Origin of the sequence: Streptomyces albidoflavus (assembly GCF_000719955.1) — a bacterium.
GTDB lineage: Bacteria > Actinomycetota > Actinomycetes > Streptomycetales > Streptomycetaceae > Streptomyces > Streptomyces albidoflavus.
This window is the reverse complement of record NZ_JOII01000011.1, coordinates 75,976-96,369: the sequence shown is the minus strand read 5'-3', so window position 1 is coordinate 96,369 and position 20,394 is coordinate 75,976. Positions and strand designations below refer to the sequence as shown.

24 protein-coding genes are annotated in these 20,394 nt (G+C 75.2%); 16 read left to right on the top strand and 8 right to left on the bottom strand.

What is annotated here, in order from left to right:
* Positions 1-2 precede the first annotated feature (2 nt).
* From IF45_RS0114755 to IF45_RS0114740, 4 genes are all read left to right on the top strand, one after another.
* Positions 3-1,067 carry a FecCD family ABC transporter permease gene (locus tag IF45_RS0114755; protein ID WP_008407844.1) on the top strand — a complete coding sequence of 355 codons (1,065 nt, stop codon included), beginning with the start codon at positions 3-5 and terminating at the stop codon, positions 1,065-1,067.
* Positions 1,064-1,906 carry an ABC transporter ATP-binding protein gene (locus IF45_RS0114750; protein ID WP_003949755.1) on the top strand — a complete coding sequence of 281 codons (843 nt, stop codon included), beginning with the start codon at positions 1,064-1,066 and terminating at the stop codon, positions 1,904-1,906. The genes IF45_RS0114755 and IF45_RS0114750 overlap by 4 nt, the downstream gene beginning before the upstream one ends.
* A gap of 149 nt (positions 1,907-2,055) precedes the next feature.
* Complete coding sequence (gene dps / locus IF45_RS0114745) at positions 2,056-2,613, top strand: DNA starvation/stationary phase protection protein Dps (RefSeq protein WP_003949756.1); 558 nt, start codon at positions 2,056-2,058, stop codon at positions 2,611-2,613.
* Positions 2,614-2,767: 154 nt separating this feature from the next.
* Positions 2,768-3,730 carry a peptidoglycan-binding protein gene (locus tag IF45_RS0114740; protein WP_003949757.1) on the top strand — a complete coding sequence of 321 codons (963 nt, stop codon included), beginning with the start codon at positions 2,768-2,770 and terminating at the stop codon, positions 3,728-3,730.
* Between the two features lie 55 nt (positions 3,731-3,785).
* Here IF45_RS0114740 and IF45_RS0114735 read toward each other — a convergent pair whose 3' ends face one another.
* Together IF45_RS0114735 and IF45_RS0114730 are read right to left on the bottom strand one after the other, a co-directional pair.
* Positions 3,786-4,244 (bottom strand): hypothetical protein, encoded by a 459-nt coding sequence (locus tag IF45_RS0114735; protein ID WP_003949758.1) that lies wholly within the window; start codon positions 4,242-4,244, stop codon positions 3,786-3,788.
* 80 nt (positions 4,245-4,324) lie between these two features.
* Entirely contained in the window at positions 4,325-5,389 is a 1,065-nt protein-coding gene (locus IF45_RS0114730) for a DUF2804 domain-containing protein (RefSeq protein ID WP_003949759.1), read from the bottom strand.
* A gap of 69 nt (positions 5,390-5,458) precedes the next feature.
* On the opposite strand from IF45_RS0114730, the gene IF45_RS0114725 reads away from it, so the two are divergent.
* The 6 genes from IF45_RS0114725 to IF45_RS0114700 all read left to right on the top strand — a co-directional run bounded on the left by IF45_RS0114725 (position 5,459) and on the right by IF45_RS0114700 (position 11,622).
* Positions 5,459-5,962, top strand: a complete 504-nt coding sequence (locus tag IF45_RS0114725) for an NUDIX hydrolase (protein ID WP_030307813.1) — start codon at positions 5,459-5,461, stop codon at positions 5,960-5,962.
* A 132-nt stretch (positions 5,963-6,094) separates the two neighbouring features.
* On the top strand, positions 6,095-7,396 hold the full coding sequence (locus tag IF45_RS0114720) for an NAD(P)/FAD-dependent oxidoreductase (protein ID WP_003949760.1): 1,302 nt from the start codon (positions 6,095-6,097) through the stop codon (positions 7,394-7,396).
* Positions 7,393-8,205: a DUF1365 domain-containing protein gene (locus IF45_RS0114715; RefSeq protein ID WP_018893771.1), complete on the top strand. Its 813-nt coding sequence runs from the start codon at positions 7,393-7,395 to the stop codon at positions 8,203-8,205. Before IF45_RS0114720 ends, IF45_RS0114715 begins: the two co-directional genes overlap by 4 nt.
* A complete protein-coding gene (locus IF45_RS0114710) occupies positions 8,202-9,512 on the top strand; it encodes an SAM-dependent methyltransferase (RefSeq protein WP_030307810.1) in 1,311 nt (436 codons plus the stop codon). Before IF45_RS0114715 ends, IF45_RS0114710 begins: the two co-directional genes overlap by 4 nt.
* Positions 9,509-10,819 carry a class I SAM-dependent methyltransferase gene (locus IF45_RS0114705; RefSeq protein ID WP_030307809.1) on the top strand — a complete coding sequence of 437 codons (1,311 nt, stop codon included), beginning with the start codon at positions 9,509-9,511 and terminating at the stop codon, positions 10,817-10,819. The genes IF45_RS0114710 and IF45_RS0114705 overlap by 4 nt, the downstream gene beginning before the upstream one ends.
* Positions 10,816-11,622, top strand: coding sequence for a DUF1295 domain-containing protein (locus tag IF45_RS0114700; protein WP_003949763.1), 807 nt, complete (start codon positions 10,816-10,818; stop codon positions 11,620-11,622). The genes IF45_RS0114705 and IF45_RS0114700 overlap by 4 nt, the downstream gene beginning before the upstream one ends.
* Positions 11,623-11,632: 10 nt before the next feature.
* Here IF45_RS0114700 and IF45_RS0114695 read toward each other — a convergent pair whose 3' ends face one another.
* Positions 11,633-12,001 carry a hypothetical protein gene (locus tag IF45_RS0114695; RefSeq protein ID WP_030307808.1) on the bottom strand — a complete coding sequence of 123 codons (369 nt, stop codon included), beginning with the start codon at positions 11,999-12,001 and terminating at the stop codon, positions 11,633-11,635.
* Between the two features lie 139 nt (positions 12,002-12,140).
* Here IF45_RS0114695 and IF45_RS0114690 point away from each other — a divergent pair, with 139 nt between their 5' ends.
* Positions 12,141-12,680: a class IV adenylate cyclase gene (locus IF45_RS0114690; protein ID WP_015507424.1), complete on the top strand. Its 540-nt coding sequence runs from the start codon at positions 12,141-12,143 to the stop codon at positions 12,678-12,680.
* Between the two features lie 49 nt (positions 12,681-12,729).
* Here IF45_RS0114690 and IF45_RS0114685 read toward each other — a convergent pair whose 3' ends face one another.
* Positions 12,730-13,782: an adenylate/guanylate cyclase domain-containing protein gene (locus IF45_RS0114685; protein WP_030307807.1), complete on the bottom strand. Its 1,053-nt coding sequence runs from the start codon at positions 13,780-13,782 to the stop codon at positions 12,730-12,732.
* Positions 13,779-14,228, bottom strand: a complete 450-nt coding sequence (locus IF45_RS0114680; protein WP_003949767.1) for a universal stress protein — start codon at positions 14,226-14,228, stop codon at positions 13,779-13,781. The genes IF45_RS0114685 and IF45_RS0114680 overlap by 4 nt, the downstream gene beginning before the upstream one ends.
* A gap of 317 nt (positions 14,229-14,545) precedes the next feature.
* Between IF45_RS0114680 and IF45_RS0114675 the strand changes: the two genes are divergently transcribed.
* Positions 14,546-15,376 (top strand): putative type II toxin-antitoxin system PemK/MazF family toxin, encoded by an 831-nt coding sequence (locus IF45_RS0114675; RefSeq protein ID WP_239469446.1) that lies wholly within the window; start codon positions 14,546-14,548, stop codon positions 15,374-15,376.
* A gap of 38 nt (positions 15,377-15,414) precedes the next feature.
* On the opposite strand, the gene IF45_RS0114670 is transcribed toward IF45_RS0114675, so the two are convergent.
* The 3 genes from IF45_RS0114670 to IF45_RS0114660 all read right to left on the bottom strand — a co-directional run bounded on the left by IF45_RS0114670 (position 15,415) and on the right by IF45_RS0114660 (position 16,881).
* Positions 15,415-15,678, bottom strand: a complete 264-nt coding sequence (locus IF45_RS0114670; protein ID WP_015507422.1) for a DUF5133 domain-containing protein — start codon at positions 15,676-15,678, stop codon at positions 15,415-15,417.
* A 127-nt stretch (positions 15,679-15,805) separates the two neighbouring features.
* Positions 15,806-16,441, bottom strand: coding sequence for a DUF4232 domain-containing protein (locus IF45_RS0114665; RefSeq protein ID WP_003949770.1), 636 nt, complete (start codon positions 16,439-16,441; stop codon positions 15,806-15,808).
* Between the two features lie 188 nt (positions 16,442-16,629).
* Positions 16,630-16,881 (bottom strand): DUF5133 domain-containing protein, encoded by a 252-nt coding sequence (locus tag IF45_RS0114660; RefSeq protein ID WP_010643651.1) that lies wholly within the window; start codon positions 16,879-16,881, stop codon positions 16,630-16,632.
* Between the two features lie 126 nt (positions 16,882-17,007).
* On the opposite strand from IF45_RS0114660, the gene IF45_RS0114655 reads away from it, so the two are divergent.
* The 4 genes from IF45_RS0114655 to IF45_RS0114640 are packed head-to-tail and all read left to right on the top strand — an operon-like array spanning position 17,008 to position 20,193.
* Positions 17,008-18,033 carry an acyl-CoA dehydrogenase family protein gene (locus tag IF45_RS0114655; RefSeq protein ID WP_003949772.1) on the top strand — a complete coding sequence of 342 codons (1,026 nt, stop codon included), beginning with the start codon at positions 17,008-17,010 and terminating at the stop codon, positions 18,031-18,033.
* Positions 18,030-18,824: a PIG-L deacetylase family protein gene (locus IF45_RS0114650; RefSeq protein WP_003949773.1), complete on the top strand. Its 795-nt coding sequence runs from the start codon at positions 18,030-18,032 to the stop codon at positions 18,822-18,824. Before IF45_RS0114655 ends, IF45_RS0114650 begins: the two co-directional genes overlap by 4 nt.
* Positions 18,821-19,444, top strand: coding sequence for an SAM-dependent methyltransferase (locus IF45_RS0114645; RefSeq protein WP_030307804.1), 624 nt, complete (start codon positions 18,821-18,823; stop codon positions 19,442-19,444). The genes IF45_RS0114650 and IF45_RS0114645 overlap by 4 nt, the downstream gene beginning before the upstream one ends.
* Positions 19,441-20,193, top strand: coding sequence for a glycosyltransferase family 2 protein (locus tag IF45_RS0114640; protein ID WP_003949775.1), 753 nt, complete (start codon positions 19,441-19,443; stop codon positions 20,191-20,193). Before IF45_RS0114645 ends, IF45_RS0114640 begins: the two co-directional genes overlap by 4 nt.
* Positions 20,194-20,394 lie beyond the last annotated feature (201 nt).

Below are 20,394 nucleotides of genomic sequence, written 5' to 3'. Positions count from 1 at the left end.
CCGTGGTGACCGCCCTCGCGGACACCCCGGCGGCGCTGAAGCCCCGCCGCCGGGCCCTGCCCTACCCCGCCGTCCTCACCCTGCTCACCGGGCTGCTGCTGCTCGCGGCCCTCGCCGGGCTCGCCCTCGGCTCGGTCCGCGTCCCGCCCGGCGAGGTGCTGGCCGCGCTCACCGGGAGCGAGCCGACGCCGCTCGCGCCGGTCATCTGGAACGTGCGGCTGCCGCGCGTGCTGCTGGCAGTCGTGGTCGGCGGCGGACTCGCCGTCGCCGGTACGGTCCTGCAGGCGCTGGTCCGCAACCCGCTGGCCGACCCGTTCCTGCTCGGCGCCTCCTCCGGCGCCTCCACGGGGGCGGTCCTCGTCATCGTCGCGGGCGTCGGCACCGGCCTGCTCGGCACCGTCGCCCTGCCCGTCGCCGCCTTCGCCGGCTCGATGGGCGCCCTGGTCGTCGTCTACGCGATGGCCAGGCGCGGCGGCACCATGACGACCGGGCGGCTGATCCTCGCCGGGGTCGCCGTGCAGTACATCCTCTCCGCGCTGACCAGCCTCGCCCTGGTCCTCTCCACCGAGGCCGAGCACGCCCGCGCCATCCTCTTCTGGACCCTCGGCGGCCTCGGCGGCGCCCGCTGGGACAGCCTCTTCCTCCCGGCCGCCGTGCTGATCGCCGGGACCGGGCTGCTCCTCGCCCTCTCCCGGCCGCTCGACCTGCTCCTCGCCGGGGAGGAGGGCGCCACCGTGCTGGGCCTGGACACCCACCGGTTCCGCGCCGGCGCCTTCGTCCTCGCCTCCCTGGTGACCGGCGTGCTGGTCGCGGTGAGCGGGGCGATCGGCTTCATCGGGCTGATGGTGCCGCACGCCGCCCGGTTGCTGGTCGGCGCCGGGCACCGCAGGCTGCTGCCGGTCACCGCGCTCGGCGGCGCCCTCTTCCTGGTCGTCGCCGACCTGGTCGCCCGTACCGTCGCCGCGCCCGAGGAGATCCCGGTCGGCGTGATCACCGCTCTCACCGGCGGGCCGTTCTTCCTCTGGCTGCTGCGCCGGTCCTCGCGCGGAGAAGGAGTCACCGGATGACCCACCGCACCGCCCCCGCCCCCGCCGACCCGGGCTTCGGCGCCGCCGCCCCCGGCTCGCTGCGCGCCGAAGGGCTCGGCTACCGCCTCCCCCCGCCCGGCCGGGGCCGCGCGGGTGCCCTCCTCCTCGACGGCGTCGACCTGGAGGTGGCCCCCGGCGAGACGGTCGGCGTGGTCGGCCCCAACGGCAGCGGCAAGACCACCCTGCTCCGCTGCGTCTACGGCACCCTCACCGCCACCTCGGGCCGGCTGCTCCTCGACGGGCAGGACGCGGCCGGCCTCACCGCCAAGGAGCGGGCCCGCCTGGTGGCCGCCGTACCGCAGGACGCCACCGGCGCCTTCGGCCTGACCGTCCGTGAGACCGTCGCCATGGGCCACAGCCCGCACAAGCGCTTCTGGGAGGGCGACACCGCCGAGGACGCCGCCCAGTGCCGGGCCGCCCTGGAACGCGTCGGCGCCGCCCACCTCGCCGACCGCCGCCTCGACGAACTCTCCGGCGGCGAACGCCAGCGCGCCCTGATCGCCCGCGCCCTGGTCCAGCGCCCCCGCATCCTCGCCCTGGACGAGCCCACCAACCACCTGGACATCCGCTACCAGCTGGACATCCTCCACCTGGCCCGCACCCTGCCCCCGACCGTCCTCGTCGTCCTCCACGACCTCAACCTCGCCGCCGCCTACTGCGACCGCCTCTACGTCCTGGCCGCCGGCCGCGTCGTCGCCACCGGCACCCCCGCCGAGGTACTCACCGAGGAACTCCTGCACGACGTCTACGGCGTCCACACCCGTATCGGGCCGCACCCGGTGACCGGAAGGCCGAACGTGGTGTACGTGCCGGAGTGACCGGCACGCCGGTGCGGCCTCCCCCGCCTGGCGTCAACATCCCCTCCTCCCTGTCACTCCGTCGAGTGGGCGGGCGGTGAGCCTCGTGATCACGGGGAACAGAAAAAGATCACCAGCTCACCGCCGCCCCACACGAAGGACGACACCCCATGGCCACCGACACCACCCCCCGCTACACCGTCCCCGGCCTCACGGTCGAGCAGGGCGGCAAGCTCATCGACCTCCTGCGCCTGCGGCTCTACGCCCTCAACGACCTCCACCTGACGCTGAAGCACATCCACTGGAACGTGGTCGGCCCGCACTTCATCGCCGTCCACGAGATGCTGGACCCGCAGGTCGACCGGGTCCGCGAGATGGCCGACGACGTGGCCGAGCGGATCGCGGCCCTCGGCGGCGTCGCCAAGGGCACGCCCGGCGCGCTGGTCTCCGCCCGCACCTGGGAGGACTACAGCATCGGCCGCGGCGACGCCATCGCCCACCTCGGCGCCCTCGACGTCGTCTACACCGGCGTGGTCGAGGACGTCCGCAAGGCCGTCACCGAGGCGGGCCGGATCGACCCGGCCACCGAGGACCTCCTGATCGAGCAGCTCCGCGACCTGGAGCAGTTCCAGTGGTTCGTCCGCGCCCACCTGGAGACCTCCGGCGGCTCCCTGCGCACCTCGGGGGCCACCACGGAGAAGTCGGCGGCGGAGCGGGCCACGGACTGACCGTGCCGCGCGGACGGACGCGGCCGGGGCCCGCTCGCCGGGGCCGCGGCCGCTCGGCCTCTGGCCGGACGCCGTCATCCTCTCTATGGTCTATGCGGGTAGACACTGTTGTCATGTGCGGGTCAGTCTCTGGCCCTTCCGGGAGGGGAGAACCATGTGCGAATCCTGTGTCACGGCGGCTGAGGTGCCGGAGCGTGGCGTGGTCTCGCGGCGAGGGCTGCTCGCCGGGTTCGGCGCCGGGCTCGGGCTGTCCGTCGTCGGGCTCGTCGCGGGGGCCCCGGCCGCCTCCGCCGCCTCGGCGAAGAACGGGAGCTGGGCCAACCCCGCGCTCGGCCACTTCCCCAGCGGCGGTCACTACGGAGCCCCCCGCGGCGGTTCCTCCCACGCCGGGCAGGACGTCACCAACTCGACCGGCACGGGGGTCTACGCGGCGGCGGCCGGGACCGTGATCCGGCGTGCGTGGGGCGGCGGCCTCGGCGGCCGGACCGGCAACGCCCTGGTGATCTCGCACGGGGGCAGCCAGTACACGTACTACGGGCACCTGAGCGCCTACCGGGTCGCGCTCAACGCCACCGTCAAGGCGGGGCAGCGCATCGCCGACATGGGGGCGACGGGCAACGTCACCGGGCCGCACCTGCACTTCGAGACGCACACCGGCGGCCTCGGCGGCATCACCGACCCGGTCGCCTTCATGGCCGCACGCGGGGTGGACCTCGGCGGGGGCTGGCCCCGGCTCGACCCGGGCGCGTCCGGCGCCACGGTCGTCGTCGTCCAGCGGCTGATGACGCAGCGCGGCCACCAGCTGGTCGCCGACGGGCAGTACGGCTCGGTCTCGGTGGCCGCCGTCAAGAAGTTCCAGGCGGCCCAGGGCCTGGTGGCGGACGGCCAGGTCGGCCCCGCGACCTGGCCCAAGCTGGTCCTCACGCTCCGCCAGGGCAGCTCCGGCCAGCAGGTCAGCGCCTTGCAGACGGCCCTGAACAGGCGCAGCGCCGGCCTCGTCGTGGACGGTTCCTTCGGTTCGGTCACCACCACGGCCGTCCGCGCCTACCAGAGCCTCAACCGCCTGGTCGTCGACGGCGAGGCGGGGCCGGTGACCTGGCGGGCACTGGTGGGGTGAGCCGGCCGGGGCGCGGACGCGCTTCCCCTGCCCGGGGGTCCGCCCCCCGCCCCCGCTACTCCTCTCCCGCCCGTCCCGCCAGCCGCTCGTACCGCTGGCGGGCGGCCTGGGGGGTGCCGAGGCCGAGGCCGAAGGCGATCTCCTGCCAGGTCATGCCGCGGCCGCGGGCCATGCGGATGAGGCCGGTCTCCAGTTCGTCCAGGTCGGCGCGGGCGCTGGGGACGAGGGTGAGGGCGGCGGTGACGTCGGCCTGGTCGACCTCCGGCTCGTCGCCCTCGGGCAGGGCGGTGCCGCTGAGCAGGTAGGAGACGAGGCGGACGGCCTCGTGCGGGCCGATCATCGAGGGGTGCACCTGGCGGCGCCGCTGCTCGTCGGTGGCGGCGTGCCGCTCGGCGATCCGGAAGAGCGAGGCGTGCACGCGGTGGGTGCGCGCCCGCTCGGGGGCGGGGGCGGTGAAGGGCGCGTCGGCGTTGGCGTCGGGGGAGGGCTGCTGGGCGCCCGGCTCGGTCGTCATGGCACCAGCGTGCGAGGCGCACACTCCGTTGTCAACGACATATGTTGAACGGAGTGTTCAACACCACCCGTCCGGCCCTGTCACCAGCGCATCCGGACGTCCTCCGCCCATCCCAGCACCTGGTGGACGGCGACTTCTTCGCCCGTGTCCGTGCGGACGGTGCCGTTCCAGTGGCCGAAGCACTGGTCGGTGTGGTTCGACAGCGGCCCCGCGTCGGTCCGGGTGACCCGGTCGTGGACCGGGGTGAAGGTGAGGTCGACCTGGTCGGAGCCGGGGGTGCGCACCCGCCAGGGGGCGAGCGGTTCCGCCAGGTCGTAGGACCAGGTCAGCTCCTCCCCGAGCTTGGAGAGCCGGCCGTTGACGCAGAGCGCGTTCTCGGTGGCCCCGGTGCCCTCCGTCCACCGCCCGCCGAACTGGAGCCCCACCGTCCGCCCGCCGGTACGCCCCGAGCCCGCGCCCCAGTTCCAGTGCGCCACCCGGGGCCAGCGCCCGCGCCCGTGGTCCAGCACCGCCCAGGAGTCGCCGGGCGCGAAGGGGAGTTCGCGCCGCCCGATCCGGACGTGGCCGTGGGCCGGGAGCGCCGTCTGCTTCGAGGTGTACTGGAAGCGGTCCGGCCCCCAGGGCACCACCACGGACAGGGTCTCGTGGCCCTCGGGCAGCCCCGCGTACACGTCCACCTCCACCTGTTCCCCGGTGCCGGGGGCCAGGCAGCGGGCGGTCAGCCGGGTGCCTGCGCCCTCGCGCCGGATGCCGATGCGGACCTGGTCGCGCACCGGGCGGGCCGGGCCGACGGTGAGGTCATGGCCGCCGAAGGGGCCGGGGGCGCCCGCGACACCCTCGGGCAGCGGGGTGCCGGGCCCGCCCGGCCGCAGCGCGGTCCGCTCGATCTCCCGCCCGCCCGCGCCGAGTTCGAGGACGTACACGGCGTCCAGCCGCAGGAAGTCCAGGTCGCTGACGGTCAGCGCCACCAGGTGGGTGGGGGTGGTGACGCACCAGTACTCCCAGCGCTTGGTCCGCCCCCACCCGCGCAGGTTGGCCCGGTGCACCGGCCGCCGCGACCAGCCGACCGCCTCCGGCGCCAACGTGCCGTCGGAGCGGCACAGGTCGACAGGTCCGTGGGTGAGTTCGCGTTCGTGGGTCGTCATGGGGCGCAGGGTACGGGCCGGGGGCGGGCTGAGAGGCTGAAGGGGTCCGCTGAGCAGGGGAGTTGCCGTATGACGGAATGGGTCGACCGGGTCGACGAGCATGACCGGGTGATCGGCGTGGTGGAACGCGGCGAGGCCGTCCGCAACGGCTGGCCCCACCGCATCGCGGTCACCGTCTGTCACCGGGCCGACGGCCGCTACCTCGTCCACCGCCGCCCCGCCCACGCCACCCGCTTCCCCGGCCTCCACAACTGGCTGGTCGGGGGCGCGGTCGCCGCCGGTGAGAGCTACGCGGCGGGGGCCGCCCGCGAGCTGGCCGAGGAACTGGGCGTGCGCGCCCGCCCCGTCCCCCTCTTCACCTTCTTCTGCGACGGCGCGATCGCCCCGTACTGGCTCGCCCTCCACGAGGCCCGCACGGACGGCCCGCTGCGCCCGGACCCCGGGGAGATGGCCGGGATCCGCTGGTGCACGGCGGCGGAGATCGACGCGCTGATCACGGCGGGAAGGTTCGTCCCGGACGGCGCCGAGGCGTGGGAGCGGGCGCGGAAGGGCGGCCACCTGCCCGGGGCGTGATCCCCGCCGCCCGCCCTCTCGCGGAAAAAATCATCTCTTCCCCAATCCAACCGGCCCCCCGCTCCGAAGAGAGAGGTGAGGGGTTCCGGCCGGGCCCCTCTTCTCGGCGGGCGTGGTGAAGGAGAGCGTGGCATGGGGCGGGAGCGGCGGCGGATCGCGGTGGTGGGGGCGGGGATCGCCGGGCTGACGGCGGCGTACGTGCTGCGGGGGACGGACGACGTCACCGTGTACGAGGCGGACGAGCGGCTGGGGGGCCACGCGCACACGCACGAGCTGACCGGGGCGGACGGGGTGGTGCGGTCGGTCGACTCCGGGTTCATCGTGCACAACGAGCGGACCTACCCGCACCTGCTGCGGCTCTTCGCCGAACTGGGCGTGGAGACCCAGGAGTCCGAGATGAGCATGTCGGTGCGGTGCGAGGGGTGCGGCCTGGAGTACGCGGGCGCGCTCGGGCCGCGCGGGCTCTTCGCGCAGCCGAGGAACGTGGCCGACCTGCGGTTCGTCCGGATGCTGACGGCGGTCACGGCCTTCCACCGGCGGGCGCGGGCGCTGCTGGCGGACGGGGGCGAGGCGGGGCCGACGCTCGGGGAGTTCCTGGACCGGCACGGGTTCTCGCCGTACTTCGTGCAGCACTTCGCGATCCCGCTCGTCTCGGCGGTCTGGTCGTGCGCGCCGGGGACGGCGCTGGAGTACCCGGCGCGCTACCTGTTCCGGTTCCTGGAGCACCACGGGATGCTCTCGGTGAGCGGGTCGCCGGTCTGGCGGACGGTGACCGGCGGCTCCCGTGCGTACGTGGACGTGCTCGCCAAGCAGCTCCCGGACGTGCGGACCTCCGCCCCCGTCCGGCGCGTGGTGCGCACCGCCTCCGCCGTGCACGTCACCTCCGCGACCGGCGACGGGTCCACCTCGACCGAGGTCTACGACGCGGCGGTGATCGCGGTCCACCCCGGGCAGGCGCTGGCGGTGCTCGCCGACGCGAGCGCCGACGAGCGGCGGGTGCTGGGCGCCTTCCCGTACTCGGCCAACCCGGCCGTGCTGCACACCGACACCTCGCTCCTGCCGAAGGCGCCCGGCGCCCGCGCCTCCTGGAACTACCTGCTGCCCGAGTGCGGCCGGGTCGTGCCGCGCGGCGCGGGCGCCGGGGGCCACGTCCGGGTCAGCTACGACATGAACCGCCTCCAGCGCCTCGACGCGCCCGAGCGGTACGTGGTGACCCTCGGCGACGAGGGCCGCGTCGACCCGGACACGGTCCTGGCCCGGATGGCGTACGAACACCCCGTCTACACCCCGGAGTCGGTGGCCGCGCAGAAGGAGCTGCCCACCCTCGGCGGCGAGCGGACCGTCTACGCCGGCGCCTACCACGGCTGGGGGTTCCACGAGGACGGCTGCCGCTCCGGGGTCCTGGCCGCCGAACGGCTCGGGGTGACCTGGTGACCCCGGCGCCGTCCGCCCCGGCGCTGTACCGCTGCGAGATCCGGCACGTCCGCACCGGCCCGCGCCGGTACGCCTTCGGGCAGCGCACCTACCTGTGGCTGGTCGACCTCGACCACATACCCGTGCTGCCCCGCGCCCTGCGCCCGCTGGCCCGCTTCGACGCCCGCGACCACTTCGCGGGCACGGCCGCGCCCGGCGAGGCCCCCGGCCCCGCCCTCCGCGCCGGCCTCGACCGCTACCTCGCCGCCCACGGCATCGACCTCGCCGGCGGCCGCGTCCTGATGCTGGCCCACGCCCGCGTCCTCGGCCACGTCTTCAACCCCCTGACCCTGTACTGGTGCCACGGCCCCGCCACCGCCACCGCCACCGACGGCGACAGCGGCACCGACAGCGGCGGCACCGGTGACCTGCGGTGCGTCGTCGCCGAGGTCCACAACACCTACGGCGAACGCCACTGCTACCTGCTGCGCCCCGAGGCCGCCGACGGCCGGGCCGAGACGCCCAAGGAGTTCTACGTCTCGCCCTTCTTCACCGTCGACGGCACCTACCGCATGCGGCTCCCCGAACCCGGCGCCCGCCTCGACCTCGCCGTCCACCTCGACCGCGAGGGCGTACGCCGGTTCACCGCGACCGTGCGCGGCACGCGCGGGCCCGCCACGGCGCGCGCCCTGCTGCGGGCCGCCGCCCGCCGCCCCTTCTCGACCCTCGCCGTCTCCCTCGGCATCCGCCTCCACGGCATCCGGCTGTGGGCGCGCGGCCTGCCGGTCGTCCCCCGTCCCCGCCACCGCCCCCAGGAGGGCCTGGAATGAACGTGTCCGCCCCGACGCCCGACGCCCCGCCCGGGGGCGACCAGGTCGACGCCGCCCGCTGGCCCGGCGTCGCCATCGTGCCGCGCTGCTCCCCGCCCCGCGCCCTGCTGGGCCGGCTGCTGCTGACCCGCGCCCTGGACCGGCTGCCGCTGCACGTGGCGTGGGGCGAGGGGCCCGAGGGGCGGCGGCTCGGCAAGGGCGGGCCGTGGCTGCGGGTGCGCGACACCGACGCCTTCGTCCGCCGGATCGCGGTGGGCGGGCTGATCGGCTTCGGCGAGTCGTACATGGCGCGGGAGTGGGACGCCGAGGACCTGCCCGCCGTCCTCGGGGTGCTGGCCCAGCACCTCACCCAGCTGGTGCCCGCGCCGCTGCACCGGGTGCGGCGGCTCTGGGACCTGCGCCGCCCGGCCTCCGAGCGCAACACCGTCGAGGCGGCGCGCGACAACATCCAGCACCACTACGACCTCTCCAACGACCTGTTCGCCCTCTTCCTGGACGAGACGCTCACCTACTCCGGCGCCGTCTTCCGCTCCCTGCCCGCCACCTTCGACACCCTGCCCGCCGCCCAGCACCGCAAGATCGACCGGCTCCTCGACCTGGTCCAGGCAGGCCCCGGCACCCGCCTGCTGGAGATCGGCACCGGCTGGGGCGAACTGGCCCTGCGCGCCGCCGCCCGGGGCGCCCACGTCACCACCGTCACCCTCTCCGCCGAACAGCGCGACCTCGCCCTGACCCGGGTCGCCCACGCCGGCTACGCCGACCGCGTCGACGTCCGGCTCTGCGACTACCGCGACGTGAGCGGGAGTTACGACGCGATCGTCAGCGTCGAGATGATCGAGGCGGTCGGCGCCGAGTTCTGGCCGGAGTACTTCGCCGTCCTGGACCGGCGCCTGGCGCCCGGCGGCCGGGTCGCCCTCCAGGCCATCACCATGCCGCACGAGCGGATGCGGGCCACCCGCTCCTCGTACACCTGGATCCAGAAGTACATCTTCCCCGGCGGGATGATCCCCTCCCTGCGCGCCGTCGACGACCTCACCCGCACCGGCACCACCCTGCGCCTGGTCCGCAGCGACCGCTACGGCCCGCACTACGCCGAGACGCTGCGCCTGTGGCGGGCGAGGTTCGCCGAGCGGGCGGACCAGGTCGACGCGCTCGGCTTCGACGCCGTGTTCCGCCGCATGTGGGACTTCTACCTCGCCTACTCCGAGGCCGGGTTCGCCACCGGCTACCTCGACGTCCAGCAGATCCTGCTCAAGCGCGAGGACGCCGCCGTCCCCGCACCCCGTACCGAAGGGAGCCCCGCGTGAAAGGCGCCGCCCAGCGCATGACCGAGCCGCTGGAGGAGATCACCGGCGGGCCCGTGCCGTTCCGGCTCCGCGCCTGGGACGGCAGCGAGTCCGGCCCCGCCGACCCCTCGGGCACCCTGCCGGTGGTCGTCGTCCGCCACCGGCGCGCCCTGCGCCGCCTGCTCTGGTCGCCCGGCGAACTGGGCCTGGCCCAGGCGTACATCAGCGGCGACCTGGACGTCGACGGCGACCTCGGCCAGGCCCTGCGCGCCCTCTGGTCCGCCGCGCCCCGCGACCTGCCGGGCCCGCCCGGGCCCCGGCAGCTCCTGCGCGCCGTCCCCGCCGCCGTCTCCCTCGGCGCGCTCGGCCCGCGCCCGCCGGCCCCCGGCCGCCCGGCCCGCCTCTCCGGCGCCACCCACACCACCGCCCGCGACCGGGCCGCCATCAGCCACCACTACGACCTCTCCAACGACTTCTACCGCCTCCTCCTCGACCCGGCGATGGCCTACTCCTGCGCCTACTTCACCCGCCCGCCCGGCACCGGCGGCTACGGACTGGCCCAGGCCCAGTTCGACAAGCTGGAGCTGGTCTGCCGCAAGGTGGGGCTGCGCCCCGGGGCCCGCCTGCTCGACATCGGCTGCGGCTGGGGCTCGCTGACCCTGCACGCCGCCCGCCACCACGGCGCCCGCGTCACCGCCGTCACCCTCGCCCGCGAGCAGCGCGACCACGTCGAGGCACGCGTCAAGGAGGAGGGCCTCGACGACCTGGTGGAGGTCCGCCTCAGCCACTACCGCGACCTGGAGCCCGGCGAGGCGTACGACGCGGTGACCACCATCGAGATGGGCGAGCACGTCGGCGACGCCGAGTACCCCGCCTTCACCCGCCTGATCCACGACCGGCTGCGCCCCGGCGGCCGGGCCCTCGTCCAGCAGATGTCACGCGGCGCCCACGCCCCCGGCGGCGGCGCCTTCATCGAGACGTACATCGCCCCCGACATGCACATGCGCCCCCTCGGCGAGACCACCGGTCTCCTGGAGGGCGCGGGCCTGGAGGTCCGCCACACCGAGTCGCTGCGCGAGCACTACGTCCGGACCGTCGACGCCTGGGCCGACACCCTGGAGGAGCGCTGGGACGAGGCGGTCGCCCTGGTCGGCGAGGTCACCGCCCGCGTCTGGCGGCTCTACCTCGCCGGGGGCTCCCTCGCCTTCGACCAGCGCCGCATGGGCGTCGACCAGATCCTCGCCGTCCGGCCCGGCCGCGACGGGAGCAGCGGTATGCCCGCGACCCCGGCCGCCTGGTACGACGGCCTCGGGGAGGCGGCCCGATGACCGACTGGGGCGGCCTCGCCCTCAACCTCGCCGTCGCGGCCGGCGCCGCCCTCGCCGTCATGCTGGTGACCTTCGCCCTCGCCCTGCGCAAGGGCGTCCACCGCATCGTCGACGTCGCCTGGGGCGCCGCCTTCGCCGCCGTCGCCCTCACCTCGTACGCCTTCTCCCGCACCCGCCCCGACCCCGGCGACACCACCCTCGCCCTCCTCGCCACCGCCCTGACCTGCGCCTGGGGCCTGCGCCTCGCCGTCCACATCGGGCGTCGCGGCCGGGGCCACGGCGAGGACCCGCGATACGCCAGGATGCTGGCCAAGGCGCCGGGAAGCCCCGCCGCCTACGCCTTCCGCAAGGTGTATCTCCTCCAGGGCGCCCTGGTCTGGCTGGTCTCCCTCCCCGTCCAGGCCGCGATGTACGTCCGTGAACCGGTCGGCGTCCTCGCGGTCTGCGGGGCCGTGCTGTGGGCGGTCGGGGTGGCCTTCGAGGCGATCGGGGACCGGCAACTGGCCCGTTTCAAGGCCGACCCCGCCAACAAGGGGAAGATCATGGACCGGGGCCTGTGGTCCTGGACCCGCCACCCCAACTACTTCGGCGACTTCCTTGTCTGGTGGGGCCTCTTCCTCCTGGTCTGCGCGGCCCCGCCGGTCGCCGCCGCCACCCTCGTCTCCCCCCTCGTCATGTCCGCCCTCCTCATCTTCGGCAGCGGCAAGGCCCTGCTGGAGCGGCACATGGCCGAACGCCCCGGCTACGCCGCCTACCGCGCCCGGACCAGCGGCTTCTTCCCGCTGCCGCCCGGGAAGCGGTAGGCGGCACCCGTCACTTCCCCCGCCGCGCGTACAGCCCGATCACCGACAGGGCCGCCCACCCGACCGACACCGCCAGCACCTTCGGCCGGTAGGGCCGGTCCAGCGTCGGCCCCAGCAACAGCGCGTCCCCCAGATCGGAGGCGATCCGCACGGCGGTCGCGGTACGCAGCGCCGGCCCCTCGGGCGCCGTCGCCATGGCGATCCCCACGGCGAGGTCCCGCCACACCAGCGGCCGGAGACAGATCTCCGTGTCCCGGGGAACGTCCCCGTCCGCCGTGGCCAGCCCCGAGGGCTTGGCCAGCAGTCCCGGGCGAACGGTCACCAGGGCCCCGTAGACGGCGGTGGCGGCGCCTACGGCGCGGAGCAGGGGGGTGTGCATGGGGGCCTCCTGTTGGGGGTGAGGGATGGGGGGTACTGGGAGCTTCGGGCCGCGGGGGCGGAGTGGATGCGGCCCCGGCCGTTTCACCCGCGCGGGACGCTCGTTCACGGAGCGGCGAACCCCGACGAACGGAGCCCTGATGGCCGGCATCGAGTACGAGGCCAAGGCACTCGACATCGACCCCGTGAAGACCGCCCGGCTCATCACCGAGGCGGGCGGCATCCGGCGCTCCGGTCCCCGGCTCATGCGCCGCTACGTGTACGACACCCTCCCGGCCACGCCGAACCGCTGGGTGCGGCTGCGGGACACCGGCGCCGGTACGACCCTGTGCGTCAAGCAGATCGCCACGGACGCCGTGGACGGCACCCACGAGACCGAGGTCACCGTCGACTCGTTCGAGGAAGCCTCCCAACTCCTCGGCCTGATCGGCCTCACGCCGCGCGGCTACCAGGAGAACCGGCGGACCTCGTACACCCTCGGCCCGGCGCGGCTGGAGATCGACGCATGGCCCCGCATTCCTCCCTACCTGGAGATCGAGGCGGACGACGCGGACCAGGTCTGGGAGACCGCCGCCGCCCTCGGCATCGACCGCGACCGGTTGACATCGGTCAACACGACCAAGGTCTACGCCCTGTACGGCATCGACCTCGATGCCATCGCGGACCTCCGCTTCCCCTGAACCCTGTACGGCAGCCCGCCTCCAGGGGAACGGCAGCGGTGACCGGGGCTCAGCCCGCCCCCCGCCCCCGCCGCAGCAGTACCGGCCGCAGTCGGCTGTACCCCCGGACCGACACCGGTCGCAGCACCTTCAGGGTGTAGGAGGTGTCGCCCGCCAGTTCCCCGGCCAGTTCCGTGTTGACCAGGACCGTTTCGGGGCGGGCGACGGCGGTGAGGCGGGCGGCGATGTTGACGGCGGAGCCGTAGACGTCGCCGAAGCGGCTGAGGACGGGGCCGTGGGCGAGGCCGGTGCGCAGGCGGGGGAGGTCCGGTTCGGCCTCGGCGCGGGCGGTGAGTTCGAGGGCGATGTCGGCGGCCGAGGCGGCGGACTCGCAGACGTACAGGACTTCGTCGCCGATGGTTTTGACGACCCGGCCGCGTCCCTCGGCGACCACGTCGCCGGTGAGGGTCTCGAAGCGGTCGAGGACGCGGCCGAGGGCGGTGCTGTCCAGGCCGCGGGTCATCCGGGTGTAGCCGACCATGTCGGTGAAGCCGACGGCCCGTTCGCGGACGTCCCCGCTCTGGCGCGCCTCCCCGTGCCCGCCGGGCGCGGCGGCCCCGGCCAGGGCGCGCCCGGCGTAGGCGGCGAGGTGGCGGCGCCAGACGTGGCGTTGCAGCAGTTCCATCTCCGGGAGGAGGACGGCGGCGTGTTCCAGCAGGGCCGCGCCGTCCACCGGGCGGGCGGGGTCGCGGCCCGCCCAGGTCCACAGGGCGTGGATCTGCCATTCGGCGAGGCGGGAGAGGTGGTGGCCCAGGGCGCGGGCCATCATCGTCTCGCTCTCCTCGGTGATGAGCCCGGCCGCGATGAGCCGTTCGCCGGCGCGCAGTGCCTCGGCGTCCGCGTCGGTGAAGACCCGCGCGTCGTCGTCGACGGCGGCGAAGCCGAGGGCCCGCCAGATCTGCCGGGTGCGTTCGGGCCCGACCCCGGCCCGTTCGGCGATCTCCTGCCGCGTGTAGGCCCGGCCGCCGCCGAGCAGCAGCTCCTCGACGGCGGGGTGCGGCTCCCCGGCCCGCGCCTTGTCCCCGTCCCCGTCCCCGTTTCCGGCCCCCGCCCCGGCGCTCATGTGGTGTGCACGATGAGCACGTCGACCGGTGCCTTGCGGGCGATGTCGGCCGGTACGGAGCCCAGCAGCCGCCCGGCCAGGGAGCGCAGGCCCCGGTTGCCGACGACCAGCAGATCGGCCGCGCACTCCCGCGCGGCCCGGGCCAGCGCGGCCACCGGTTCGTCCTCCACCGCCAGGGAGCGCACCCGTTCCGCGCCCTGCGCGCGGGCCCGGTCGCGGGCGGTCTGCAGGGTGTCCTCGGCCGGGGCCGACCCCACGACCTGGTACGCCTCGGCCCCCAGCTGGTCCTGGGCGCGGACCAGTTCGGGCCCGCGCATCGGTACGTACGCGCAGACCACGACGAGTTCGGCCCCGCAGACGGCGGCGAGCCGCGCGGCCCCCTCGACCGCCGCGAAAGACGACTCGGAACCGTCCGTGCCGACCATGACGGTCTGATAGGCGGTCATGTCAACTCCCCTCCCGATGCGCGTACTTACTCGTGCGTAAAATAAGTGTCGCGAGGCGGGCGGGCAAGGGGGCGGGCGGCCCCGGCTCGGTGGCGCGCTGCGAACGGGTGAATCCGTCGGGACTTCGCGACTTCGCGAGGAGGCCGGGAACTGTGCACTCGTTCACACCCGGACCGTGCCGGGGTGCGCAGACACCTCCGCCGCCCTCTGGTTCGCTGACGTGAGGGCCCCGGTCCAGGGCATCAGTACGGGGAGGTGCCCGGCCGGGGCCCGTGGCCCGAGGGGGAGCGATGGACGAGGAAACGATTCGCGGGCGTTTGAGGAGCCGTGCCGCCGGCGCGGGGAGCGGCTGCCTGCTGGGCGGCGCGACCCTGATCGTGACCCCGGTCGCCTTCGCCGGCTTCGTGCTGATGTCCGCCTGGCTGAACACCACCGTGGTCCCCGGCCTGCCCGGCCGCACCTCCGCACTGCCCTCCGCCCTGCTCCTGCTCCCGCTGCTCGCCCTGCTGACGGCGTACGGCCACCAGTTCGCCAGGGCGTCGGCCCGTCGCCGGACGGGCGGCCCGGTCGCGCTCCCGGCGCTCTACCGCACGCTGGCGGTGACCGGGGTTTTCCTGGCCGCCGGGCTGGTGCTGACGGTGCTGCTCGGCGCGCTGCTCGGCCTGGTGGGGCATGACGCGGACGCCGGTCTCGGCGCCGCCGGGATCGCCACCCTCGGGATGTTCTTCCTGGCGGGCCGCGCCCTGGTCCGTGAACCGCGTCGCCTCGCGGCTGTCTCCCTCGCCCTTCGCCGTACGGGCCCCGTCCCGGAACCGGCGCCGGGCTCGCGGCCGCGACCGGGCCAGATCTGGTTCGCGTACGTGCCCTTCGAGGAGGGGCACGACGGCAAGGACCGGCCGTGTCTGGTGCTGCGGTGCGGGCCCCGGGCGGCCGAGGTGCTGAAGATCACCAGCCAGGACAAGAGCCGGTTCCCGCGCCAGTACCGGGCGTTGCGGCTGCCCGGGGAGGACGGGCGGCAGAGCTGGCTGCAGCTGGAGGGGCCGCGCCGGATCGGCTACGACGCGTTCCGGCGCCCGGTGGGCGTCAGTCCGGGCGACACCTGGGACGAGGTCTCCCGCCGGCACGGGGTGGCCGGGGCCGGCCGCTGAACGCGTTCCCGGTCCCGGCGTGCCCGGCGGCCGGGCCCTCAGGTCATCAGGACCCGGGAGGTCTCCCGCGCCCCGGCCGCCCGTCTGGGCAGGTGGAGTTCGGGAGCCCCGGCCGCCAGCAGGTCGTCCGCCTTGAACAGGGCGGCCTTGATGTCGGGCGATCTGGTGGCGCTGCACAGGACCTCGGCCGCCTCCTTGAGCGCCCGCCGGTTGGGTGCGGTGTCGTGTTCGAACTGCGCTATACGGGCTTCGGCGTACCGGGACAGCAGGACGCGCAGGTGCTGGGCGGTGAGCGGGGCCATGGAGGTGCCTTCCTCGGGTCTTCGGGCCGGATGGTCTCGCAGACACATCTGTCCCGGAACGCGCTCTCCATGCTCACCCGGGGTGAGTGGGGCATGCCCCTCGGTGGCCGGATTCCGCCCGTGGCCGCTACTGCTTCCCGGTGCCCACCGGGTCGATGATGACCTCGTCCGAGGTGGAGCTGTCGGAGACGGGCACGTTGATCTTGGTCGGGATCCTCTTGGAGTGGGTCTCCTCGGGCGGGGTGATCTCCAGCAGGGTGATGTCGACGCCGGAGCCGCCGGAGTGGTTGGCCGGGTAGTGGAGGGTGGCGCGGGTCGACTCGCCGGTCTTGAGGACGACGCTCGGGGTGGCGAGGTCGCTGCGGTTGGCGTTGATGCTGCCCGGGCCGCTGTCGGCCTTGAGGTCGACGCCCGGGAACCCCTTGAGGTAGCAGGCGTCCCCGGTGTTCTTGAAGGCGATGTGGATGGTGCCCTCGCCCATGCCGTGGGCGCCGGAGATGTCGAGGTTCGCCGTCTTGCAGGGCCCGGTGTTGATCTGCCCGCCGCCGCTGCCCTCGGGCGCGTCCGAGGCGGTGTCGCCGCCGGACGCCGCCGCCGTCTCCTCGACCGTCTCCTTGCCGGCGCCGCCGTCGTCCCCGGCCGGGGAGGAGGCCGCGGGGGCGGCGTCGTCGGTGCTCGCGGCGGTGTCGTCGCCCTGGCAGGCGGTGAGGGTGAGGCCCGTGACGAGGGCCAGCGTGGCGAGGGTGATCTTCTGAGCGCGCATCGGTCGTCCTTGCGGTCGTGATGTCTGCTCGCCGTGAGCGAGCCTTGCTGATCACGTAGACCTGCGCTGCGGGGCGAGCCGTTCCGGTCCGCCTTTCCTTCATACGTGACTGTTACACGTAAACGATTCCTGTTACGGGGCGGGGGCGGCGTGTCGCGGGACGCGGGGGCCGGCGCCGTGGGCGGTCCTCAGGCGGCCATCGCCCGTTCGCCCTGGTCCCGGACGGTGCTGCGGTACGGGGCCGCCGACCCGGCCAGCAGGTCGTCCGCGCGGTGCAGCGCGGCCTCGGCCGTGGACGTGCCCGTGGTGACGCAGAGGGTGTAGGTGGCGTCCTCCAGGGCCCTGCGGGTGGCCTCGCCCTCGTTCTCGAAGTGGGCGATGCGGGCCTGGGCGTAGCGGGCCAGCAGCGTACGAAGGCGCTGAGGATGCGGAGTGATCATGGGAGGACGGCCCCTTTCCTGTGCGGATGATGTACGTGTGTCCCGTGGCCGCCCACTCATGCGTGAACGGATTCACGAGCGTGTCGGGGGAGGCGTGAAAGCGGCGACAGCGAGAATCCGGGAGGTATGACCTTCCCCCTTGACCCGTCCGCTCGCGGCGGCCCGGACGGCGACGTGCTGCGCAGGGCGGCGGCCGAGCGCTTCGCCCGCTGGGTGGACCACGGCCACCCCGCCGGCCTGCCGCTCCCGGGCGCCGGCCGGACCCGGCGACGCCTGCGGGTCCTGCACGACCTCGCCCTCGCCGACCTCTCCCTCGCCCGGCTCGCCGAGGGGCACGCCGACGCCCTCGCGATCCTGTCCGAACTCGGTGCCCCGCCCGCGGGCCCCGGTGAGCGCTGGGCCGTCTGGGCCGCCCAGCCGCCCGGAGCCGTCCTCACCGCGCGGCAGGGCCCGGGGGACGACTGGCTGCTCGACGGTGTGAAGCCCTACTGCTCGGGTGCGCACAGCTGCACCCACGCCCTGGTGACCGCCGACACCGACGCGGGTCGCAGGCTGTTCGCGGTGGCCACCGGCGGGCCCGGGTACACCCCGGTGGCCGGGACCTGGCAGGCCGTGGGCATGGCGGGCAGCGACTCGCCGGACGTGCGGTTCGCCCAGGTGCCGGCCCGGCCGGTCGGCGACGTGGACGCCTACCTGCGCCGTCCCGGCTTCTGGCACGGCGGCATCGGGGTGGCCGCCTGCTGGCTCGGCGGGGCGCAGGGCGTCGCCGACGCCCTGCGGGCGAAGGCGGGCCGTAAGGAACCGGACGCGCTGCTCGCCGCCCATCTCGGGGCGGTGGACGTCGCGCTCCACGGAGCCGTGTGCGCGCTGGCGGCGGCGGCCGACGCCGTCGACCGGGACCCACGGGACCGTGAGGGCCGGGCCGAGGTGCGTGCGTCGCGCGTGCGCGCGCTGGTGGCCGACGTCTGCGCCCGGGTGCTGGACGAGGTCGGCAGGGCCCTGGGCGCCGGACCGCTGTGCCACGACATGGAGCACGCCCAGCGGGTGGCGGACCTGACGGTGTACATCCGCCAGCACCACGCCGAGCGTGACCTCGCGGCCCTCGGCGCCCACCTCGCCGGGGCGAAGAGCGACCCGGAGAGCGCCCTGTGAGTGCGCCCGGACCGGACCGGGAGCCGGCCGCGTCGGAAGCGGCCCGCGCGATCGAGGCCGCCGGGACCGACGAGCGGGAGTGGGCCGCGTGGCCAGCGCCGGGCGAGTGGCCGGAACCGGCCCTCCCCGAGGGCCCGGTGCTGGTGCTGGCCGCCCATCCCGACGACGAGGTCCTGGGGTTCGGCGGGACGGCCGCGCGGCTGGCCGCCGAACGGCGCGAGGTGCACGTGCTGACGGCGACCGACGGGGAGGCGTCCCACCCGGGCAGCAGGGTGCTGCCGCCCGAGGCGCTCGCCCGCGCCCGCCGCCGGGAACTTGCCGAGGCGCTGGACGCGCTCGGCGTGGACCGCCGGACCCGTCACCGGCTCGCGCTGGCCGACACCCGTGTCGGCGCCCACGAGACGGTGCTGGCCCGTACGGTGGCCGAGCTGTTGCGCTCCACCGGGGCCGGACTGTGCGTGGCGCCGTGGCGCGGTGATCTGCACGCCGACCACGAGGCGGTCGGCCGGGCCGCGCGCACCGCCGCCGCCTCGGTGGGCGTCCCGCTGTGGCAGTACCCGGTGTGGATGTGGCACTGGGCCGTGCCCGAGGACGCCCGGGTGCCGTGGACCCGCTGTCACCGCCTGCCGCTGTCCGCGGCGCAGCGGGCGCGCAAGCGGGCGGCGGTGCGCCGCTTCCGCACCCAGACCGCGCCGCTGCCCGACCATCCGGCCGTCATCCTCCCGCCGGAGGAACTCGCCCATCACCAGCGTGACTTCGAGACCGTCATCGTGGAAACGGACCTGTCGTGAACGACTCCACCCCCGAGTCCTACTTCACCGGGATGTACGCGGACGCGCCCGACCCGTGGCGGCTCGCCGACCGCTGGTACGAGCACCGCAAGTACACCCTCACGCTCGCCTCGCTCCCCCGGCGCCGCTACCGGCGGGCCTTCGAACCGGGCTGCTCGGTCGGGGTGCTGACCCGGATGCTCGCCGGACGGTGCGAGGAGGTGGTGGCCGCCGACCGGGTCGCCACCGCCGTCGAGGAGGCCGCCGCGCGCACCGCGGACCTCCCGCACGTGCGGGTCAGGCGGATGGCGGTGCCCGAGGAGTGGCCGGAGGGCGGCTTCGACCTCGTGGTCCTCTCCGAGCTGCTCTACTACTTCGACGACGAGCGGCTGGACCGGCTCCTGGCGAACACCGTCCGCTCGCTGGAGCCCGGCGGCACGCTTGTGACCGTGCACTGGGACCACGAGGTGCCCGAGCACCGGCTGACCGGTTCCCAGCTCACGCCCGTGCTGGAAGCGCGTGCCGGGCTGGTGCCCGGGCCCGGTTTCCGTGACCCCGACTTCGTCCTTGGGACGTTCACCCGCCCGTTCGCGGACGGGTCCCTGCCGCCCACCCCCGCCGAGGCCGAGGGGCTGGTGTGAGCGGCGCCGTCAGCTCCCTGGTGATCGCCGTGCCCGCGCACGACGAGGCGGCGTCGCTGCCCGCCGCGCTCCGGTCGATCCGCCGCGCACTGGCCTTTGACGGGCTGCCGGGGGTGCGGGAGACGCACCTGGTGGTGGCCGCCGACGCGTGTGAGGACGCCACGGCGGCCGTCGCCGCGCGGCACGGTGCCCGCGTGGTGGAGGTCGCCCACGGCAAGGCCGGGGCCGCCCGTGCCGCCGCCGTCGAGCACGCCCTGCGGCTCTGCCGCGCCCCGGCAGAGGAGACCTGGATCGTCACCACCGACGCCGACTGCGTCGTACGGCCCTCCTGGCTCGCCCGGCAGCTGGAGGCCGCCGGGCAGGGCTGGGACTGCGTGCTCGGCACCATCCGCATCGCCCCGCTCCCGCCCGTGCCGGCGGCGCTGCGCGTCCGGCACGACGCCCATTACTTCGCCGACCGGGCGGGGCCGGGCTGGGTGCACCCGCACGTCCACGGCGCCAACCTCGGAGTCCGCGCCGACGCCTACCGTGCCGCGGGCGGATTTCCCCCCGTGGCCTGCGGGGAGGACCGGGCCCTGGTGGAGGCCCTGCCCGGCACGGCGCGGGTGCTCCGCACCGACGCGTGCCCGGTGCTGACCTCGGGCCGCACCACGCCCCGGGCCCCGGGTGGCTTCGGCGTGTTCCTGCGCGACCTGGCAGGCCACGACGGGCGGATGCGCGGGGTGGGGCCCGGGACGGGGCACGTCTGAGGGGCCGGGGTGGGCGGGTTCACAGATCCGTGGTTGAGCCTTGGGGGCCGACGTATGCCACGGTGTGAAGCGGGCACGGAAGTGTGAGCCAGGTCAGGAAGCGGCCGGAGGCGAAGGAGAGCTATACGGCGGCGGACCGGGCGTACGGTGCCGCGCGCAGGACGGTGGCGCACATGGCGGCAGTGGGTTTTCTCAAGAGGA

Excerpts from the sequence above, each read along its gene's own strand:
- IF45_RS0114680 (WP_003949767.1), bottom strand. The coding sequence starts at position 14,228 with ATGACCGCCTATCAGACCGTCATGGTCGGCACGGACGGTTCCGAGTCG.
- IF45_RS0114700 (WP_003949763.1), top strand. The coding sequence starts at position 10,816 with ATGACCGACTGGGGCGGCCTCGCCCTCAACCTCGCCGTCGCGGCCGGC.
- IF45_RS0114670 (WP_015507422.1), bottom strand. The coding sequence starts at position 15,678 with ATGGCCCCGCTCACCGCCCAGCACCTGCGCGTCCTGCTGTCCCGGTAC.
- IF45_RS0114685 (WP_030307807.1), bottom strand. The coding sequence starts at position 13,782 with ATGAGCGCCGGGGCGGGGGCCGGAAACGGGGACGGGGACGGGGACAAG.
- IF45_RS0114690 (WP_015507424.1), top strand. The coding sequence starts at position 12,141 with ATGGCCGGCATCGAGTACGAGGCCAAGGCACTCGACATCGACCCCGTG.
- dps (WP_003949756.1), top strand. The coding sequence starts at position 2,056 with ATGGCCACCGACACCACCCCCCGCTACACCGTCCCCGGCCTCACGGTC.
- IF45_RS0114655 (WP_003949772.1), top strand. The coding sequence starts at position 17,008 with ATGACCTTCCCCCTTGACCCGTCCGCTCGCGGCGGCCCGGACGGCGAC.
- IF45_RS0114665 (WP_003949770.1), bottom strand. The coding sequence starts at position 16,441 with ATGCGCGCTCAGAAGATCACCCTCGCCACGCTGGCCCTCGTCACGGGC.
- IF45_RS0114695 (WP_030307808.1), bottom strand. The coding sequence starts at position 12,001 with ATGCACACCCCCCTGCTCCGCGCCGTAGGCGCCGCCACCGCCGTCTAC.
- IF45_RS0114750 (WP_003949755.1), top strand. The coding sequence starts at position 1,064 with ATGACCCACCGCACCGCCCCCGCCCCCGCCGACCCGGGCTTCGGCGCC.
- IF45_RS0114740 (WP_003949757.1), top strand. The coding sequence starts at position 2,768 with ATGTGCGAATCCTGTGTCACGGCGGCTGAGGTGCCGGAGCGTGGCGTG.
- IF45_RS0114720 (WP_003949760.1), top strand. The coding sequence starts at position 6,095 with ATGGGGCGGGAGCGGCGGCGGATCGCGGTGGTGGGGGCGGGGATCGCC.
- IF45_RS0114710 (WP_030307810.1), top strand. The coding sequence starts at position 8,202 with ATGAACGTGTCCGCCCCGACGCCCGACGCCCCGCCCGGGGGCGACCAG.
- IF45_RS0114730 (WP_003949759.1), bottom strand. The coding sequence starts at position 5,389 with ATGACGACCCACGAACGCGAACTCACCCACGGACCTGTCGACCTGTGC.
- IF45_RS0114725 (WP_030307813.1), top strand. The coding sequence starts at position 5,459 with ATGACGGAATGGGTCGACCGGGTCGACGAGCATGACCGGGTGATCGGC.
- IF45_RS0114735 (WP_003949758.1), bottom strand. The coding sequence starts at position 4,244 with ATGACGACCGAGCCGGGCGCCCAGCAGCCCTCCCCCGACGCCAACGCC.
- IF45_RS0114660 (WP_010643651.1), bottom strand. The coding sequence starts at position 16,881 with ATGATCACTCCGCATCCTCAGCGCCTTCGTACGCTGCTGGCCCGCTAC.